Below are 20,947 nucleotides of genomic sequence, written 5' to 3' on the forward strand. Positions count from 1 at the left end.
GTTCTGGGATTACCTGAACGGTTCGGCCGATTTCGCGGTGCCGCTGCTCGGCCAAAGTTCGACCAAACGCTATGACCCGCGCCTGACCTTCCGGCTGTGGAGCGAGTTCTGAAGGCGGCCAGTAACGACGAGGATCTGACATGCGATCGACATCTTTTCTGACGGTATTATTCGGCCTGGCGGCCGGGCTCGCCTCTCTTCCGACGTCGGCGCAGGCCTGGTGGAACGACGACTGGTCCCTGCGCAAGCCGGTGAGCGTCGATACCGGGTCGACGGGGGCCAACATCACCGAGGCGATCGGGCGGACGCCGGTGCTGGTCCGGCTGCATGCCGGCAACTTCAAGTTCGACGCCGGCAAGCAGGACGGCTCGGACCTCCGGGTGATCGCCTCCGACGACAAGACGCCGCTGCCCTTCCAGATCGAGAAATACGATTCGCTGTTGGGCGAGGCCTTCGTCTGGGTGGATGTGGCGGATCTGAAACCCGGGGCGCAGACGAGTTTCTTTGTCTATTACGGCAATGCCAAGGCGCCGGCGCTTCCGTCCGCCTCGGCCTTCGATGCCGACACGGTGCTGGCCTATCACTTCGCCGAGCGCGGGGCGCCGGCGAAGGACGCCACGGCCTACGGCAACAACGCGCAAAGCGCCGGCCAGGCCAGCGACGGCGCGCTGATCGGCCCCGGCCTGCGGCTGGACGGGCAGACGACGGTGACCATCGCCGGCTCGCCGTCGCTGGCCTGGGCGGAGGGGGCGCCGTTCACCTGGTCGGCGTGGCTGAAGCCGGGAACGGCGCAGGCGGCGGGGGTTTTGTTCTCGCGCCGCGAGGGGGCGAACGGCCTGGTGATCGGGCTCGACGCCGGGGTTCCCTATGTCGAGGTGACGCGCGACGGCGTGGCGCAGCGCAGCACGGTGGGGGCGGCGCTGCCGGCGAATTCCTGGCATCACCTGGCGGTGGTGTCGGCGGCCCAGGTGAGCCTGTCGGTGGACGGCAATCCGGTGGGGGCGGTGGCGGTGGCGGTTCCGCCGCTGTCCGGCCCGATGACGCTGGGCGGCGACCCGCAAGCCGCGGCTCCCGCTCCCGGTCTGGCCGGCGAGCTGGACGAGCTTGAGATCTCGAAGGTGGCCCGGCCGGCCGGCTTCATCCGTCTGGCGGCGCTCGAACAGGGCTCCGATGGCGCCAAGGTCCTGAAGCTGGGCGGCGACGAGGAGACCTCGTCCTGGTCGGGCGGCTATTTCGGGGTGATCCTGCATTCGGTGACGATGGACGGCTGGGTGGTGATCTCCATCCTGCTGATCATGGCCTTCATCAGCTGGATCGTGATGGCCGAGAAGGCGATGTATGTCGGGCGCCTGGGCAAGGCCAATCTGCAGTTCCACGACGCCTTCCGCCATGTCGCCGGGGATCTGACGGTTCTCGACCGTGGTGACGCCAAGGCGGCGCCGACGCTGGGCGGCAAGCTGAGCGAGGCGGAGCTGCGGGTGCTCCGCGACTCCTCGCTCTATCGTCTGTACCACATCGCCGTCGAGGAACTGCGCAACCGCGCCAATACGGGCCGGACCGTCCGTGGCCGGGCCTTGTCGGCCGAGGCCCTGGCCTCGATCCGGGCCTCGCTCGACAGCGGTCTGGTGCGCGAGACGCAGGCGCTGAACCGGCTGATGGTGCTGCTGACCATCGCCATCTCGGGCGGTCCGTTCCTGGGTCTTCTGGGCACGGTGGTCGGCGTGATGATCACCTTCGCGGCGATCGCGGCCAGCGGAGACGTCAACGTCAACGCCATCGCGCCGGGCATCGCGGCGGCGCTGGTGGCCACGGTGGCGGGGCTGTTCGTCGCCATCCCGGCGCTGTTTGGCTACAACTACCTGATCTCGCGGATCAAGGACGCGAGCGCCGACATGCAGGTGTTCATCGACGTTCTGCTGACCAAGACGGCCGAGGCCTACCGGCACCGGGCCGACCTGGCAGCGCCAGGAGGCGTGACACAAGGGGCGCCCGTTGGCGCCGCCGGCATCGCGGAGTAAGGGCGATGCAGGTCAAGGACGACGCCAAGCCGTACGACGACATCAACATCACGCCGATGCTGGACCTGGCCTATGTGCTGCTGGTGATCTTCATCATCATGACGACGGCTTCCGTGCAGGGGATGAAGGTGACCCTGCCGAAGGCTTCCGCCGCGCCCAGTCTGGCCAAGCCGCAGACCAAGGCGATCACGGTGACCAATGAGGGCAGGATCTTCCTCGACACCCTGCCGGTGAGCCTGCCCGAGCTGGAAAGCCGGCTGGCCAGTCAGAAGGCGCTGACGCCGGATTTTCCGGTGGTGGTCAAGGGCGACGGCCAGACCCCGTACCAGAATGTGATGGATGTGCTGGACCTGCTGGGCCGGCTGTCGATCACCCAGGTGGGTCTCGCCACCAAGCCGCTGGTGAAGTGATGCGGATGGAACGCGCGGTCCTTTTTTCTCCGTCATCCCCGGGCTTGACCCGGGGATCCATACGGCAGGGACGGACGGTGTCGTCAGTCTCCGGCCGGTGGATGGCCGGATCAAGTCCGGCCATGACGATGGGGTGGAGCGACGGCGCCGGGAGCGTGAACGATGCGGCTTGACCCGTTCCTCAAAGACCACGGACCGGCCATCGGCGCCGGGGTGGCGGCGGTGGTGGTGATCGGGCTGGCGGCGTTCCTGCTGACCCGGAGCGACGGCCAGCCGGTGCGGAAGGTTCCCGAGGTGATGATGGTCAAGCTGCAGCCTCTGCCGCCGCCGCCGCCTCCACCACCACCGCCGAAGATCGAACAGCCGAAGATGGTCGAACAGACGCCGGTGAAGATGGACGAGCCCCGGCCCGACAAGCCGATGGACAAGCCATTGGACAAACCGAAGGCGGACGCGCCGCCGCCCGGTCCCCTGGCCCTGGACGCCAAGGGCGAGGGGCCGGGCGACGCCTTCAATCTGGGCGGCAAGGAAGGCGGCACCGGCATTCTCGGCGGCGGGGGCGGCGGCTCCCGCTGGGGCTGGTACGCGGCGATCGTGCAGAACCAGATCGAGGATGCCATGCGCAAGAACAGGAAGACCAGGAACTCCCAGGCGCGGGTCGAACTGCGCGTGTGGAGCGACGCCCAGGGGCGCATCGAACGGGTGCAGCTGGCCGGTTCGACCAACGACGCCGAGGTCGATCAAGCCATCGAGCGCGAGGTGCTGGAAGGCATGACGCTCCGTCAGCCGCCGCCCAAGGACATGCCCATGCCCATCGTCGTGCGGATGACCGCCAGACGGCCGAGCTGAGTGAAACGACGGATCAAGACGTCAGGGGATTTATGGAATGATTTACTCACACGTGCATACCCGCCGCCTGAAGCTGCTGGCCGTTTCCATGATGGCCATGGCGGCGGCTTCGCCGCAGGCTCTGGCGCAGACCCGACAAGCGCAGCCCGCGGCCGAGATTTCCGGCGACGTGGCGCTTTCCATGCTCGACATCATGGTCAAGCGCGGCTTGCTGACCCAGGCTGAGGCCGACGGCATCGTCAACGAGGCCAAAGCCAAAGCCCTGGCCCGGGCACAGGCGCAGGCGAGCGCACCGGAGGCACCCGCCAAGGACGGCGCGGTGCATGTGCAATATGTGCCGCGGATCGTCAGGGATCAGATCAAGGACGAGGTCCGCCAGGAGGTGATGGCGCAAGCCAAGGACGAGGGCTGGGCGGCGCCCAACCAGATGCCGGAGTGGATGCAGCGAATCCATATCTCCGGCGACGTGCGGTTCCGCTCCGAGGAGGACATGTTCCCCAAGGGTAACACGCTGAACACGGACGATCAGGCCAACTTCAACACACTGAACACGCAGAGCACGCCGGTCGATCTCGCCAGCACGACCTCGCTCAGCCACGTGCCCTACTATAACTGGAACAAGGATCGCGAGCGGGAACGGCTGCGCGCCCGTCTGGACGTCGGCGTCGATATCGGCGACGGCCTGTCCACCGAGGTCAGGCTGGCCACCGGCGAGAGCTCGTCGCCGGTGTCGGAGAACCAGACCCTGGGCGGTTCCGGCGGCAATTTCAGCAAATACGGCCTGTGGCTGGACCGCGGCAATATCCGCTACGACGCCTTCAATATGGAAAACTACGGCTTGTCCGCCGTCGCCGGGCGTTTCGCCAATCCGTTCTTCTCGACCGATCTGGTGTGGAACAACGATCTCAACTTCGACGGGGTGGCGGTGTCCGGGCGTTATCAGGTGGCCGAGGGTGTGACGCCCTTCGTCACCGTCGGCACGTTCCCGGTCTACGACACCGCCCTCAATTTCTCGACCAATCAGGACTCGCAGTACCAAGGCGGCGCAAGCCGGGACAAGTGGCTCTACGCGGCGCAGGCCGGTACGGACTGGAAGGTCTCCAGGGACACGGGGATCAAGGTCGGCGCCGCCTACTATTATTTCCAGAACGTCGAAGGCAGAACGGTCACCTGCAGCGCCGACGACACCTCGTGCGGCCAGAATTACGCGCCCTCCTTCGCGCAGAAGGGCAACACCTACTTCAAGCTCAGAAACAATTATAACTACGACAGCTCCAGTTCGACCTTGAATCACGAATATCAGTATTTCGGATTGGCCACGCCCTTCCATGAACTGGCGCTGACCGGCAAGGCCGATTACGACGGGTTGAAGCCGCTGGGAGCCAAGCCGTTCCGTGTCACGCTGGATGGCGATTTCGTCAAGAATCTGGCTTTCAACAAGAACTCCATTCTGACCAGGGATCCCTGGAACAACGTCGTGAACAGCACCTTCACGGGCGGCGACACCGGCGCCATGCTGCGCCTGACCGTGGGCAGTCCGGCGTTGAAGGAGCGTTGGGACTGGACCGTCAGTCTCGCCTACAAATACCTGGAATCGGACGCGGTGGTCGACGCCTTCACCGACTCCGATTTCGGCATGGGCGGCACCAATCTCCGGGGGTACATCCTCGGCGGCAATCTGGCCTTGTCCAAGAATCTGTGGACCTCCCTGCGCTGGCTTTCCGCCGACTCGATCGCGGGGGCCGCCTACTCGTCCGACGTCGTCTTCCTCGACATCAACGCGAAGTTCTGATCATGGGCGATCACAAAATGCCTCTCGGGTTTGCCCTCACCCTCCCGGCCTATCGGCCGGGCCCCTCCCTCTCCCGCCAAGCGGGCGAGGGAGGGGCCCGCCGCGCCAGCGGTGGGAGGGTGAGAGCCGCCCTGGCCGCCCTATTGTTCCTCGCCGCCGGCCCGGCCTGGGCCGACGAGGCGACCGAGACGCGGCTCAGGGACGCATTGCGTCAGGCGATCACGCAGCAGCGGTCCCTGGAAGATTCGAGCGCGCAGCTGCAGGCCAAGGTCTCCGACCAGGACAAGCTGATCGCCGCCTTGAAGGCGCAACTCGACCAGAAGAAACCGGCGGCGGGTCCGGCGGTGGACCGCGCCGAGGCCGAGCGGATGGCGGCGGAGTTCAACCGCCGCCTGGCCGCCGAGAACGAACAAGCGCGTCAGATGGGCGAAACCCTGGAGAAATGGAAGGCCGCCTACAACCAGGCGGCCGAGGTGGCCCGCGCCAGGGAGGCCGAGCGGGCCCGGCTGGCCGGCGCGGTCGAGGGGCTGACCAAGCGGGGCGAAACCTGCGAGGCGAAGAATGCCCTGCTGTTCAAGGTCGGCAACGAGATCCTCGACCGCCTGAAGGATGTCGATGTCGCCGAGGCCATTGCCGCCCACGAACCCTTCGTCGGCACCAAGCGGGTTGAACTGCAGAGCCTCGCCCAGGATTTCCAGGACAAGCTGCTCGACCAGAGGGCCGGACCATGAGCCGGCTCCCGCTCCCCCTCATCCCAACCCTTCTCCCACGAGGGGAGAAGGGCTTTTCCAGCCCTCGCCCCTTGCGGGTGAGGGGGTGTCTGAGCCGGCGGGGGGTAGGGATTTCTCTCCTTTCTCCACAGGGGGAGACGGGCCTTTCGGGCATGCGGAAATCACGGCGAACCGAGTGCCGCCAGAATGGTCGTCAGGATCCCTTCCGGATTGGTGAGAATATCGTGATTCCAGAAACGCAGGATGCGAAATCCCTGGCAGGCCAGCCAGGCGTCACGTTTCGCGTCATCGGAACTACCGGCGTGCTGTCCGCCATCGCATTCGATGACCAGGCGATGGGAAAAGGAAATGAAGTCGACGATATAGGGGCCAAGGGGGCGCTGGCGCCGGAATTTGGCGCCGGCCAATTGGGATGCCCGCAACATTCGCCACATCGCCATCTCGGCATCGGTGGCGTCCCGGCGCAGCTTACGGGCGAGATCCGTCGACATCCCGACAATCATACCATTTTGAATCGCATCGTCATCACCCCTAACCGCCCCCTCATCCCAACCATTCTCCCGCAAGGGGGGAAGGGCTCTCCAAGCCCTCGCCCCTCGTGGGAGAGGGCGGCGAGCGTCAGCGAGCGGGTGAGGGGGTGTTCGAGCCGGCAGGGAATCGAGATTTTTTCTCCTCTCCCCATGGGGGAAACGGGTTTTTGGAAGGCATATCAGCGATGAGAACGATCATGCGTCAGTTTGCACTGTTCCTGGCCGCGGGCCTTCTGCCCGTGGTGCTCTCCTGTCCCGCGGCCGAAGCCGCCTCGGCCGTCGCCAGCACCAACCCGGCCGAGGTGGTGGCCCGGGTCGGTGGCGCCGATCTGACCACCGACGACGTCCGCGCCTATGTCGAGACCCTGGCTCCGGCGGAACGGGCGGCCATCGCCGCCGATCCGGCCAGGCTGGGGCAGGCGGTCAGGCTCTATCTCGCCCAGCGTCTGGTGCTGAAGGAGGCGCTGGACAAGAAGTTCGATCAGAAGGCCGCGACCAAGGCCCAGCTCGACCGCGTTCGCGATGCCGCCCTGTCCGAGCTTTATCTGGCCTCGGTGGTCAAGGTCCCCGACGGCTACCCCTCCGACGCCGAGGTGCAGGCGGCCTATGACGCCAACAAATCGGCCTTCGTGGTCCCCCGGCAATATCGGCTGGCCCAGATCTTCATCGGCGCGCCCAAGGGCGACAAGGAGGACAAGGGCAAGCTCGACGCGGTGGTGGCCAGGCTGAAGGCCAAGGGCGCCGACTTCGCCGCCATCGCCGGTGAAACCACCGACACGCCCGCCGAGGCCGGCAAGGGCGGCGAACTCGGCTGGGTGGCGGAAAGCCAGCTGGTGCCGGAGATCAAGGCTGCCGTCGCGGGGTTGGCCAAGGACGCCGTTTCCGACCCGATCCGCATGGAGGACGGCTGGCACATCATCAAGCTGCAAGATACCAAGCCGGCCGGCACCGCCCCGCTTGCCGACATCAAGCCGGCGCTGGTCGAGCGGCTCCGTCAGGCCAAGGCCCAGCAGTTGCGCCAGGCCTATCTCGGCCAGCTCCTCCAGAAGGACCCGCCGGTCCTCAACGAACTCGCCCTTGCCAAGATCACGCTGAAGAAGTGAAGGACCACGACATGACCGATACGGATCTCCATCGTTTTCTGACCCCGGCCCTGTTGCGCGAGACGCTTCAGGCCGCCGGCTACCGGGTGGGCGAGGCCAAGGGCGCCGACGGCGTGCCGGTCCTTAGCTCGGCCACCAATGGGCTGGGCTTCGAGCTGCGCCTGTTCAATCCCCTGCCGGACGAGGACGACGGCACGCCTCCGGGCGTCGCCCGTTTCGCCGACGCCACCTTCCGCACGGCCTTTCAGGTGAGGGGCGAACTGCCGTTGGCGCTGGTCAACGGGTGGAACGCCACCCACCGCTTCGCCCGCCTACAACTGGCCGGCGGCAGCGGCGCGCCCGACGGCTGGCTGATCTTCGACATGGATGTCGTCGGCCTGGGCGGCGTCACCTCCGGCAACCTGCGCGCCCATGTCGAAATCTGGGACCGCCTGCTCCAGGAACTGCTCGCCTGGCTGCGCGCCGAACTGCCCAAGCTGGCCAAGGCCGCGCCCGTCGCCGAACCCGCGGCGGAGGCTTCGGCGGCCTGAACGACGGTGACCTGACGACATTGAAAGTGCCAAGAGGTCCGGGCACTCCAGCCCTCTCCCACGGGGGGAGAGGGAGCCCTGCCTCGCCGGTTGCGACACTTACAGCCAAGAGGACCATCATGACGCGCACTTTTCACCGGCATCGCTCCCACCGCCGCATGTTGCTGGCCGGCGTCAGTGTCTTCACGCTGTTGATCGCCGCCGGCCCCGCCCGGGCGGGCCATTTCAGCAGCGCGCTGGCGACGACCCAACGTACCGCGAGCACCACCTCCAGCACGACGACATCCACGACGACCTCGACTGCCCAGGTGACGGCGGATCTGACCAAGGCGGCGACCTCGTTCAGGGCGGCGGCGGCCGCGCAAGTGGCGGCCAGGGCGGCGGCGGCGAGCAATACGGTGACGTTGTCCAACGGCACGACGGTGACTGTGACCGAAGGTCTGTCCAGCAACGGATTGGTGCCCGACTCCGGGCTCGCCGGCACCGGCGTCGCCAATGGAGTCACCTCCTGGACCAATGTCGATACGCCCACCCAGACCAGCAACGGCGACGGAACCACCACCGTCACGGTGAAACAGACCGCCGCAAAGGCCATCGCCAACTGGACCACCTTCAACGTCGGCAAGAACACGACGCTGTACTTCAATCAGAGCGCCGGCACCGCATCCGACGGTTCCAACGACTGGGTCGTCCTCAACCGCATCACCGGTAACGCCATCGCTCCCAGCGTCGTTTTAGGCACCATCAAGGCCGAGGGCTCGGTCTATGTCGTCAACCAGAACGGCATCGTCTTCGGCGGCTCCTCCCAGGTCAATGTCCATACGCTGATCGCCAGTTCGCTCTGGCTCAACCAGACCCTCTACGAGGACGGCATCCTCAACAATCCGACAACGAGCGGCGTCTCCCAGCTCGAATATCAGTTGTCGGCCCTGTCCACGCTGAACACGGCCGTAAGCTCAAGCGATTCGGCCACCTATAGCGGCAATCCGGGCGACATCGTCGTCGAGGCGGGGGCGCAGATCAACGCCGTGGCCGATAGCGCGGGCAATGGCGGCCGCGTCCTCCTGGCCGGCGCCAACGTCACCAACGACGGGATAATCTCGACACCCAAAGGCCAGACGATCCTGGCTGCCGGCTTGCAAGTTCTGCTGGCCGCCCACGATTCCTCCGATGCCTCGATCCGCGGACTCGACGCCTATGTCGGCGCCGTCAGTTCCACCCTTTATCCGACGCTTTCCGCCGGTACGGTGATCAACAACGGCATCGTCGCCGCCGACGAGGGCAATATTACGCTGACCGGCGCCAGCGTTTATCAGAACGGCGTTCTCGAAGCGACCACATCGGTTTCGCTGAACGGCAGCATTGGCCTCTATGCCCGGTATGGCGCGGTGGAAAGTTCGGTTTCGGGGACGACTTACGCAATTACGTCGCTTAAATCCGGCCTGGTGGAGTTCGGGGCGGGCAGCCTGACCACGGTGCTGCCGGAAATCGACAGCACCGCCACTTATGCCGGCTCGTCGCTGGTGCTGAGCTCGCAGATCGATGTCCTGGGGCATGCCGTTTATCTGGCGGACGATGCGATGCTCCTGGCGCCGGCCGGCAAGGTCACCATCAAGGCCGGCACCTACGCCGGGTCGGCGATCGTCGGCAAGAGTACGGACGGCCTTCTCTACGCGTCCGACGGCCAGATTTATCTCGACAACGGGGCGATCATCGATGTCGCCGGTCTGGTCGATGTCGAGGAATCGGTTGCCGACACGGTGATCGCCGTTCAATTGCTGTCCGCGGATCTGGCGGATTCGCCGCTGCAACGCGACGGTATTCTTTATAAGGCGACGGTCTATGTCGATCTGCTGAAAAGCGGCACCTATGACGGCACCGCCTGGATCGGCACGCCGGTCGCCGATGTGTCCGGTTACGCCGACCTGGTCAATCATACGGTGGCGCAACTTTCCACCAACGGCGGCACGGTAACTCTTTCCGCCGGCGACGCGGTAATCTTGAAATCCGGTTCGCTGGTGAATGTGTCGGGCGGCTCGATCGCCTATCAAGGCGGCTATGTCCATGCCGAAACCTATCTCGAGACGTCCGGCGGCGTAAGGGTGGCGATCTCCAATGCGACGCCGGATATCGTCTATGACGCGATTTTGGGAAGCAAGACCGTAAGCTCCACCAAGTGGGGAACGTCGGAGACCTTTACGAACCGCTTCCTGCCGGGCGTCGGCACGGTTTACCGGGCGGGTTTCGTTCAAGGCGGCGACGGCGGTTCCCTGTCGATCACCACGACCTCTCCGGTTCTGGATGGCACGTTGTTGGGCTCGGTCATCACCGGCGAGTATCAGACGTCGTCCTCGTCGACCTGGGCGGAGACCGCCATTCCGACGGTATCCACCCTGGCCTTGACGCTGCAGAAATATACCACGGTCTCCGGCGCCTATCTTTTGACGGATTTTTACGGCGTCGATATTACGATCGATAAAAATAACGTTTTGTCCGAGGCTGCGGATTTTACCTACAATATTTCCAGCAATAGCTATGGAACGCTCGACGACACGCACAAATACAATCTCTATATCAGTTCGGATGTCTTCGGCAGCGACGGCTTCGAAAAAGTCACCATCGTCGATACGCTGGGGTCGGTCACCGTTCCCGCCGGCGTGACGCTGCAGCCGCAAACCCTGAGCGGCAGCGGGCTGTCGATTACGGCCCATGACATCGATATCGCCGGCGACCTGATCTATCACGGCGGTACGGTGACGCTGAACGCATACTCGGCGATCAACGAATATGCGCGTTCCTATTATGGTACGTCCTATCCCGTCGATCCCACCACGGTAACGCTGAGCGGTACGATCGACGTCTCCGGCGAGGCCTATGATCTGTTGCGCGACGACTATCGCGGGCCGATGGTCACCAGCGGCGGCACGGTCACGATCTACGGCGATCTGACCGATTTGACCGCGACCGGCGCGATCGACGTCTCGGGCGGCGCGAAGGTCAGCGCCAAGGACGTGATAACCTATGGCAATGCCGGATCGATCAGCGTCGAAGGGCAATATGGCCTGACGCTGGACGCCACGCTGTCCGGCTATGCCGGAGAGGGCGCCACCGGCGGCAGCCTGACGCTGATCGCGCCCGGGTTCCAGATCGGCGGCACCACCGCCTATGCCGGGAACGTCATTCTGCTGTCGTCCGCCTTCTTCAGTCAGGGCGGTTTTTCCAGCTTTACCATCGAGGGCTACGGTCAATGGGAAGATGCCGCCCACAGCTATGGCACCACGGTCATCCCCGGCCTAGTGGTGGCGGACGATACGGTGATCTCGCCCCAGGTGGTGAGCGAAAGGCTGGAGAAGGATACGGGAACGTTCGCCACCTATCTCGACGAGCAGTCCTTGCGCAGCCCGGTCAACCTGACGCTGAAGGCTTTGGGGAAGAAAACCGACGTCGCCTTGACGGGGGAAGTCGATTATCGCGGCGATCTGGTCATCGGCAAAGGGGTGGTCGTCGACATCGCGCCGGGAACATCGGGAAGCACGGTCAAGGGCGGCTCAGTCAGTCTCGGCGGCGGCACGGTGACCATGCTGGGCGATATCTCCGTGCCCGGCGGCAGCGTCTCGATCACCGGCGGCAATGCCTACAAGCTGAATACGCATAACCCGTCCTCCGGCAACGTCTCGGTGACCGTCTATCTCGGCGCCGATTCCGTGATATCGACGGCCGGCGCCACGGTTCTGACGACGGACATCGACGGTTTTACCACCGGCACGGTGCTGTCCGGCGGCAGCATCGCGCTTTCGGGCGATATCTATGCCGAAAGCGGGTCGGTGCTGGATGTTTCGGGCGCCATCGGCACGATCAATGTCGCGGACAGCTCGGGCAGCTCCGCGCGCAGCACCCTGGACGCAAGGTCCGGGGCCGGAAGCTATCTGCGCACCACCGTGGAAAGCGGTGGCGGAACCATTACCCTGGCGGGCAATGACCTGTTGCTGGTCAAGTCGACCCTGCTCGGGTCGGCGGGCGGCGATGAGGCTTCCGGCGGCACGCTCAATGTCAGTTCCGGCGTCTTGCTGACCGGGGATAATGGCCAGGATATAGCATCGTCGTTCACCCCCTCTCTTTACGTGACGCAGGACGACACGGTCTATAAGGGGGTCACGCTTGTCGCCGGCAACGGCGTGACGACGGTGGACGGCGTTCTTTCGGGGTTGATCCCCGTCCGTGGCGATATCGCGGAATTGGGCTATTTCTCCGCCGACCAGTTCAACCGCGGCGGCTTCTCTTCGCTGGTCCTGGGCGGCACGGTGCGGTTTTCCGGCGATGTGGCGATCACGGCGTCCGGCAGCATCAAGGTCGCCACCGGTTCCACCATCAACTCGGGGACATACACCAGCGTTCTTTATGCCGATGGCAACGTCGTCCTCAACGCGCCCTATGTCGCGCTCGGCAGCACCTTCGGCAATGCGTTGGCCGTCGGAAAAAATATCACCTTCGCCGGCAGCACCGCATATAGCGACGCGCCGTCCACTCAATATGGCGGCGGCAGCCTGACGGTCAACGCCACGACGCTGATCGATGTCGGCAATCTTATTCTGGAAGGCGTCTCGACCACCTCTCTTACCGCGACCGGCGGTGACATCCGCGGCTATGGCACCCTTGACGCCACGGGAACGGTGACGCTGACGGCGAACCAGGTTTACGTTCCGACCAGCAGCATCTTCAAGATCATCGTCAATCCCGGCGCCACCTCGGTCGGCATGCTGACCATTCTGCCTTCGGGGGTTGGCGCCACGCCGCTGTCGGCCGGCGGCGAAATCGATCTCTATGCCTCGGTCGTCGACATCGAAGGCACGCTGCGCGCACCGATCGGCACCATCCAGATCGGCTACGATTCGAGCAATCCCACCGCGGCCGGAACGTCCTCCGCCGGCGACTACGATCCGGTGACCGGTCGGCTGGCGCCGAGCGTGACGACGCTGGCGCTGGGCGGCGGCAGCGTGTTGTCGGTCTCGGCGGACGGCAAGACCATTCCCTATGGCGAGGTCAGCGAAGACGGTGTCTGGAGCAATCCGCTCGGCGTCGACATCACCGCATCCGGGGTCTCCGGCAAGACGGTCAAGCTGTACGGCGCCACGATCGACAGCAGGAAAGGCTCGGAAGTCGACATCTCGGGGAGCGGTGATCTTTATGCCTACACCTGGGTCGAAGGCAATGGCGGCACCACCGACGTGCTGGCGGCATCCAACCAATACGCCATCATTCCCAACTATGGCTCCGGTTACGCGCCGCTCTCGACGGATTCGAAGTATTCCGACTCGTCGATCGGCGTCGGCACCACGGTGTATTTAAGCGGCATCGACGGTCTCGCCTCGGGCTATTATACGCTGCTGCCGGCCCGCTACGCCTTGCTTTCCGGCGCCTATCTGGTGTCGGTGTCGAGCGGGTCCGTGACCCGCGCCAATGCCGATGGTTCGGCGGTCACTTCCGGCTATGTGGTGAACGCTTTTACCGGCAAGGCGGCAAGCTCGACCGCGACGGTGCTTTTTACCGTCACGCCCAGCGCGGTGGTGCGGACGGAGTCGAAATATACCGATTATTCCGCCAACACGACGCTGGCGGCCGGGGCGACGGCCGCCGGAGACAGCGTTCCGCGTCTGCCGAAGGATGGCGGTATCCTGCAAATAACCGCCGGTTCCCTGACGCTGAGCGGATCGGTGCTGTCGTCCGGCGATACCGCGAATAGCGGCTACGCCGGTCTTGTCGAGATCAGCGGCAGTGGCGATATCGCCATCGTCGACGGCAGCGTCGACACCTCGTCCTATGCCGCGGGCACGCTGATCCTCTCCGCCAGCCAGCTCAACGCCTTCGGCGCGGAAACCCTGCTGATCGGCGGTATCAGCAACAGTACGAACGTCGTCACGGTCAAGGTGGCGACGATCACCGTCGACGATGCGAACGCCGCGCTGACCGGCCCCGACATCATCCTGGTTTCCGAAGACGATCTGATCTTGAAGGACGGCGCCAGGATCGAGCAGAAAGGGACGCTCTCCGGCGCCGCCACCAGCCTGACCATCGGCAGGTCCGGCACCTCGGGCAGCGGCGACGGCGTCGCATTGCGGGTCAGTTCCGATGCCGCCGCTTCGGTGTCCCGCCTCGGCACCAGCGGTTCGACCTCTCCGATATTGACGATCGGGGCGAACGTCGTTCTGGCCGGTCTCGACAGCGGCGGCAATCTGGCCAATGCCGGTTCCGTGATCTTGAATTCCTCGGCGAAGGCGGCGGTGGATTCAAGTCTGGTCATCAAGGCCGATACCGTCGAGCTGGCGGCGGACCGGATTACCCTGGTGCTGGACAATGCCGGCACCCTGCCGGCCTATAGCGGCATCACGCTGGCCGGCGACAAGCTGGTGTCGATGATGGCGGCGGCCAAGACCGTGGTGCTGACCTCTTACGGCAGCATCGACATTTACGGCAGCGGCAGCATCGGCAACGCGTCGTCGGGCATCCTCACGCTGCAGACGCCGGAAATTCGCGGTTACGACAATGGCGGCGGGGTCACGTTGAATGCCGAGACGGTTACGCTCGGCAATAGCGCGGCGGCCACCGCTGCGGGAACGGATGCAACCGCAACCGGCGGCCTGACGATCAATAGCGCGACCCTGACCATCGACAAGGGCGATGTCGCCATCAATCAATTTACCGGTGTTACCCTGGCGGCCAGCAAGGGCCTGCTGTTCGACGGCGCCGGCAATCTGACGGTCGGCAGCGATCTGACCATCAGCACGCCCGAGATCACCGCCACGGCGGGATCGAAAGGGACCTTGACCGTCAGCGGCGCTCTTACGGTGAACACGACCGACGCCGCCACCGCGGCGGTGAGCGGCGGCCTGGCCGCTTATTTGACTTTGACGGCGAATACGATTTCCGTGAGCGGCACCGATATCGTGCTGCCCAGCGGCTCGCTGACGCTTGAGGCGACCACAGGCGGCATCTCCATCGCGGACGGTGCCACCTTGAGCGCCGCCGGCGAGGCGGAAATCTATGACGACTATACCCTCTATAGCAGCGGCGGTTACGTCAAGCTGATCGCCGACAAGGGCTCGGTGGCGCTGAACGGCGGAACATTGTCGGTCACCGCGCAATCCGGCGGCGGCAGTGCCGGCACTCTGTTGATCAGCGCGCCCAACGGGATCGTATCTTTGAACGGTTCGCTGCTTGGCGCGGCGGGCAGCGCCAGCGGCACCGGCGGCGGCTTCTATCTCGATGTCGGCAGTCTTGCCAGCACTGCGGCGATCGACGCCCTGCTCAACGGCGGCGGCTTCACCGCCTTGCGCGACTACCGGGTACGCACCGGCGACGTGGCCATCGACGGGACGGCGAAGGCGGCCTCTTACACGCTATCGGCGGACGCGGGCGGCATCACCGTCACCGGCACCGGATCGATCGACGCCAGTGGCGCCACCGGCGGGGCCATTTACCTCGCGGCGGCGAAGGATGTCGTGCTGCAAAGCGGCGCGAAGCTCGATGTTTCCGGCAGCGCTTTCGATGACGCAGGGAAAGGCGGCCGCGTCGATCTGGAGACCGAAGGCAAGGGCACGCTGGGCATCGATATCGAGGCGGGGTCCATCATCGATCTGTCGGTCAATGGCGCGGCCGGCGGCACGCTTTACCTGCGCGCGCCGCGCACCGCCGCCAACACCGATGTGCTGATCGCCCCGGTCAACGGCACCATCAGGAATGCCTCGGCCATCACCGTCGAGGCCTACAAGATCTACACCGCCACCGATGGCTCGATCGACGCGGTGGAACTTCAGGCCAAATACGATGCCCAGGACTTCCTCGGCACGCTGTCGGGCGGCGTCCTTTACGATCATAACGGCAATGTGATGTCCGACACCGGCGCCGCGATCAAATCGCGGCTGTTCGGGACCAACAGCGACAGTACTCTGAAAAGCGTCGCCAAGATCACCCCCGGCGTCGAAATCGACAGCGCGGCAAGCTCCGGCAGCGTCTCCGTCAGCCTCGCCGCCAGCAGCGGGCTCAACACCAGCAGCGCCTTCAGGGCGCTTACGACCACGCCGAGTACCACCATCACCGTCACGTTCACCAGCAGCGGCACCTACACCACCGGTTCCGGGACCACCAGCTTCGCCGCCGGTGACACGGTCACGCTGCAAGGCGGCACCGCCTATACGATCGTGCTGGCCGCCTCGGGCACCTTGTCGACCTCGTCGGCGCTCACCGCGACTGCGGGATCAACAGCAACAAGTATAATCAACAGCACAAATACCGTTAATGGAAGAATTTCCGTCACCACCAGCAGTAAAATTGTAGTTACGTCGGCGGTAACGTTGGGTGGGACAAATGATAATACGTTGTATTATATCGCCGCCGGTTCGACCACACAGGTTCCTATCGCCTCCCGTGGCAACGGCGGCACCTTGGTCCCGGCCGGCGCAACCGTTTACGCTGCGACGAGCGGTTATCTGTACAATAGGAGCGGCAGCACGATAACCGTTTACAGTTTGACCAGTTCGCTGGCGCTGACGAACAATTCGGCCAGCGTCACCATCCGGGGCGGCACTTCGCTGAACGGCACCGTCACCTACGCCACCGCCAGCGTTCTTTCCGCCGGTACGCTGAAAGCTTCGGATTCGGGTTATTACTACACCACCGATCCCAGCGTAAAAACCACCTTCAGCGCCAACGCCACCTTTGCCGTGCCGGCCGGCGCCACCATGGTGTTCGACAAGGCCGCCACCGTTACCATCACTGCCATCGGCAGCAGCGGCACGGTGCAGTTGTCGGTCAACGATACAGTGCTGAACCTGACGAACGCGAACATTACCACCACTTCCGCCGGAACCAGTATTGTCCTCGGCACGTCGGTCGGGTCGGGGACATACGCCACCAAATCGGTTGCGCTGCCGGCCGGCACCTATACCGTCACCTACGAATCATCGCCGTCCTTCACGGTCGGCAGCGCGGGATATTACATCACGCCCGCCGGAACCAAAGTTAACTTCAACGCCGGCGATACGCTCAGCAATCTTGCGGCGGGCACGACGATTACACTTAACTCCTCGGGAACGGTGACGACCACGGCCATGGGGGTGCTGGTGCTGGCCGTGCCGATCGGGACCACCTTGAGCAGCGTGTCGCTGGGTTATGCCGCGACCACCGAAACCACCAGCCTCAGCTACTACAGCAATCCGGCACTTCTGCTCGGCGGCGACCTGACGCTCGGCAACGTCTTTACCACCACCGCCGCCGATCTCGACCTTTCGACCTGGCGCTTCGGTACCGACAATGTCGCCGGCACCCTGACCCTGCGCTCGGCCGGCAATATCCGTTTTTACAATTCGCTGACCGACGGATTCACCGGCACCCTCAGCACCACCGCCGGCACGATGTATTACGGGCTGACGGCGGCGGGTTCGACCTCCTGGACCTATCGCATCGTCGCCGGCGCCGATCTTGGCGCCGCCAATTACCGGGACGTGCTGTCCCTGGCGGAACTGGCCTCGGGCAAGGGCTCGGTGCTGGTCGGCAAGACCGCCGCCGATTACGGCAGTTCCGACACCAACGGCTATTACACCTCGGGCACGAGCGCCGCCACCAGCCGCGATCCCTATTACAACTCGGTCAGCTTCTATCAGGTGATCCGCACCGGCACCGGCGACATCGGCATCTATGCCGGGCGCGATGTCGAGCTGCTGAACCCCTTCACCGCGATCTATACCGCCGGCACTCAGGTGGTGCCCGATGCCACCCTGTTCGATACCCCGGTCACCACCTATACCGCTCTTCTCGGCGTCGGTGGGGCCTATCAGACGCTCACCCAGACCGCCGCCCAATACAGCCAAGGTGGCGGCAACGTCACCATCGTCGCCCAGAACAACATCGAGCGTCTGACCGATATCGGCGATGGCGTCCTGATCGACGATTCGACCCAGGAAATGCCGACCAGTTGGCTCAACCGCCGCTCCTATGTCGATACCTCCGGCAACTTCACCACGATTCCCTGCACCAGCGGGACCATTTGCACCTATCAGGGCGATGTCGCCTCGACCACCTGGTGGGTGGATTTCAGCAATTTCTACGAAGGCGTCGGGGCGCTGGGCGGCGGCAATGTGGTGCTGAAGGCCGGCAACGACATCCGCAATGTCGATGCCGTGGTGCCGACCAACGCCTGGATGACCAAAACCACCACCGTGAACGGGATGGCCACGTCTTCGGCCGCCAGCCAGATCCTCACCACCTATGGCGGCGGCGATCTGACGGTGGTCGCCGGCGGCGACATCAGCGGCGGCGTCTATTATGTCGAGGACGGCACCGGCCTCCTGAAGGCCGGTGGCTCCATCACCACCAACGCCTCGCGAACGACGGATGCCGCTGCGCTGCTGGCCTATGAAAAATCCGGCTATATCACGGCGCTCGCGGCCTACAGCGACCTTTCCGATTCCGATAAATGGCTGCCGACCACGTTGTTCCTCGGCACCGGCAGCTTTACGGTGGAGGCGAACGGCGATGTGCTGATCGGTTCGGTGGCGAATGTGTTCGGCCTGCCGCAGAGTGTCCTCAACGGCTACACCAAGCGGACCTATTTCACCACTTATGACGAAAGCGGTAGCGTCACCATCGCCTCGCTCGCCGGCGATGTCACGCTGGAAAACGACGGCCTGCTTTATAGCTGGTACCAAACCATCTTGGGCTACAATTCCAGCAATGGCCTGTCTTCATCGATAGTATCTGGCGAGCGGGCCTGGTTGCGCCTTGATGTCAGAATGACTACGGCCGCTACGACGATGCTCGAATCCTTCATGAATTTGATGCCGTCGAATCTGACCGTCGAGGCGCTGTCCGGCGACATCGACATCAAGGGCAGCATTTATCTCGCTCCCTCCAGCACCGGCTCGCTGTCCCTGTTCGCCGCCGACACCATCAACGGCAGCTATTATGTCGATAGCGGTTCCAAATATTCCGCTGGCACGGTCAACGAATCCGAGATCGTGATTTCGGACGCCGATCCGGGCCAGCTCAATTCCATCACCAATCCGGTGAACAATTGCACCACACTGGCCTACTCCTGCGCGGCATCCGCGACCGTGGAGGACGGCACCACCATTACCGGCGCCACCAATCAGACGCTGGCCGAAAAGATGCTGAATCATGCCTCTTACGTTCTTCACAAGAACGACAGCGTACCGGTGCGCATCTACGCCAAAAGCGGCGACATCACCGGCATCGAGCTGTTCTCGCCCAAGGCAACCCGCATCATCGCCGGCGGCGACATCACCGACATCGCCTTCTATATCCAGAACATCAACGCCTCGGATGTCAGCCTGATCGCGGCGGGCGGCACCATCGTCGCCTATGACGCGAACGCTACCGGGTTGAAGGAGGCCTTGGCCGACTATTACGCCAGCGCCTATTTCGTCTCCACGTCGAAAGCCTATACCCTCTCGCCGCAGAGCGGCGACATTCAGGTGGCCGGTCCGGGAACGATCGAGGTTCTGGCGGGCGACGACGTCAACCTCGGCGTCAGCACCACGGTCGGGGCCAGTTCAAATGGCACGTCGGCCGGCATCGTCACCATCGGCAACGAATCGAACCCGTATCTTTCCGACAAGGGGTCCTCGATCATCCTTGCCGCGGGCCTGACCGGCGGCACCTCCGGCGGGCTGAGCGACAGCATGGATTTCAGCAGCTTCATCGCCGAGTTCCTCAATCCCTCCACGATGACATACGGCACCGTCGACCGGGTGCTGAGCGAACTGGGCAAAGAACTCGGCTTGAGCGACACCTCGTCCTCGGCGGTGTGGAGCGCATTCGGGGGGCTGAGCGAAACCAAGAAGGAACAATGGGCGTTGGACGCCTTCTTCCTGGTCTTACGCGACGCCGGGCGCGACCATAATGACAGCAGCGCCGCCAACCGCGGCTATCAGGACGGGTACTCGGCGATAAAGGCTCTCTTTTCCGGAAATTCCTGGAAGGGTGACGTCCGGATGACATCGCGTGAAATCAAAACCTCGCAAGGCGGCGACATCTCGATACTGGTTCCCGGCGGCTCACTTTCCGTCGGCTATTCGCGCGACAGCCAGCCGCAGGACCAGGGCATCATCACCGAGGGCGGCGGCAACATCGACATCTTCACCAGCGGCGACATGATCATCGGGACATCTCGTGTTTTCACGCTGGATGGCGGCGATGTGACGATTTGGTCGACCTATGGCGATATCGCCGCCGGCGCCGCGGGGAAATCGGTCAAGGCGGCGCCGCCGAGCCGCGTCAAAATCGATCCCGACACCGGGAGCGTCGAAAGTGACTTGTCGGGTTTGGTCACTGGCGGAGGCATCGGCGTTCTGGCCGCGCTGCCGGGTGTGACCGCCGGTGACGTCGACCTGATCGCCCCGAACGGCGTGGTAGATGCCGGCGACGCCGGCATCCGCTCGACCGGGAATATCTCTATCGCCGCCTTGCAGGTGCTGAACTCGTGGAACATCCAGGCCAGCGGCAGCATTACCGGCGTTCCGGTGGCGGCGATGCCCAATCTCGGCGGACTCATGTCCGCGTCCAATGCCGCCGGACAGTCCGCCGCCGCCGCTGACGAGGCATCGAAGCAATCGCGACAGACCGGCCCGCGCGCCACCGATCTGCCATCGATCATCACCATCGAGGTCATCGGCTACGGGGGGGCGGGGGCCGACGACGCCACGCAGGAGCAACTGCGGCGCCAGGAGGAGCGGCGGCGCAACGACCGCAGCAGTTTCGACGATCGGAGCTATGATCCGTACCGTGCGATCAAACTGGTCGGAAACGGTCACCTGACCGAAGTGCAGAAGATGGCGCTCACCGAGGAGGAGATAAGCAAGCTTGAACAATTGATCCGCCAGAGCGGTTCTTTCTAATGGTGGGCTTCTTCCAATGGGAACTTCGCTCTTTTTGGCCTGGATTTTTTGCAGTGCGGGCGAGGTTGCGCTAGCG

The 20,947-nt window shown here is 64.2% G+C and carries 9 protein-coding genes; 8 read left to right on the forward strand and 1 reads right to left on the reverse strand.

Annotation, left to right across the window (positions count from 1 at the left end):
* The first annotated feature begins 140 nt into the window (after positions 1 to 140).
* The 5 genes from CWS72_RS08410 to CWS72_RS08435 all read left to right on the forward strand — a co-directional run bounded on the left by CWS72_RS08410 (position 141) and on the right by CWS72_RS08435 (position 5,800).
* Positions 141 to 2,018: a DUF2341 domain-containing protein gene (locus CWS72_RS08410; protein WP_101250154.1), complete on the forward strand. Its 1,878-nt coding sequence runs from the start codon at positions 141 to 143 to the stop codon at positions 2,016 to 2,018.
* A gap of 5 nt (positions 2,019 to 2,023) precedes the next feature.
* Complete coding sequence (locus tag CWS72_RS08415; RefSeq protein WP_101250155.1) at positions 2,024 to 2,428, forward strand: ExbD/TolR family protein; 405 nt, start codon at positions 2,024 to 2,026, stop codon at positions 2,426 to 2,428.
* 162 nt (positions 2,429 to 2,590) lie between these two features.
* Positions 2,591 to 3,277, forward strand: coding sequence for a TonB C-terminal domain-containing protein (locus CWS72_RS08425; RefSeq protein ID WP_101250156.1), 687 nt, complete (start codon positions 2,591 to 2,593; stop codon positions 3,275 to 3,277).
* 37 nt (positions 3,278 to 3,314) lie between these two features.
* Positions 3,315 to 5,069, forward strand: a complete 1,755-nt coding sequence (locus CWS72_RS08430; protein WP_101250157.1) for a putative porin — start codon at positions 3,315 to 3,317, stop codon at positions 5,067 to 5,069.
* A 17-nt stretch (positions 5,070 to 5,086) separates the two neighbouring features.
* On the forward strand, positions 5,087 to 5,800 hold the full coding sequence (locus CWS72_RS08435; protein WP_146002681.1) for a hypothetical protein: 714 nt from the start codon (positions 5,087 to 5,089) through the stop codon (positions 5,798 to 5,800).
* 161 nt (positions 5,801 to 5,961) lie between these two features.
* On the opposite strand, the gene CWS72_RS08440 is transcribed toward CWS72_RS08435, so the two are convergent.
* Positions 5,962 to 6,291, reverse strand: a complete 330-nt coding sequence (locus CWS72_RS08440) for an endonuclease domain-containing protein (protein WP_101250278.1) — start codon at positions 6,289 to 6,291, stop codon at positions 5,962 to 5,964.
* 236 nt (positions 6,292 to 6,527) lie between these two features.
* Here CWS72_RS08440 and CWS72_RS08445 point away from each other — a divergent pair, with 236 nt between their 5' ends.
* The 3 genes from CWS72_RS08445 (at position 6,528) to CWS72_RS08455 (ending at position 20,871) form a co-directional block, all read left to right on the forward strand.
* Positions 6,528 to 7,433 carry a peptidylprolyl isomerase gene (locus tag CWS72_RS08445; protein WP_199175595.1) on the forward strand — a complete coding sequence of 302 codons (906 nt, stop codon included), beginning with the start codon at positions 6,528 to 6,530 and terminating at the stop codon, positions 7,431 to 7,433.
* 11 nt (positions 7,434 to 7,444) lie between these two features.
* On the forward strand, positions 7,445 to 7,963 hold the full coding sequence (locus CWS72_RS08450; protein WP_101250160.1) for a YbjN domain-containing protein: 519 nt from the start codon (positions 7,445 to 7,447) through the stop codon (positions 7,961 to 7,963).
* 119 nt (positions 7,964 to 8,082) lie between these two features.
* Positions 8,083 to 20,871: a filamentous haemagglutinin family protein gene (locus tag CWS72_RS08455; RefSeq protein WP_101250161.1), complete on the forward strand. Its 12,789-nt coding sequence runs from the start codon at positions 8,083 to 8,085 to the stop codon at positions 20,869 to 20,871.
* The last annotated feature ends 76 nt before the right edge of the window (positions 20,872 to 20,947 follow it).

Origin of the sequence: Telmatospirillum siberiense (genome assembly GCF_002845745.1) — a bacterium.
Lineage (GTDB): Bacteria > Pseudomonadota > Alphaproteobacteria > Rhodospirillales > Magnetospirillaceae > Telmatospirillum > Telmatospirillum siberiense.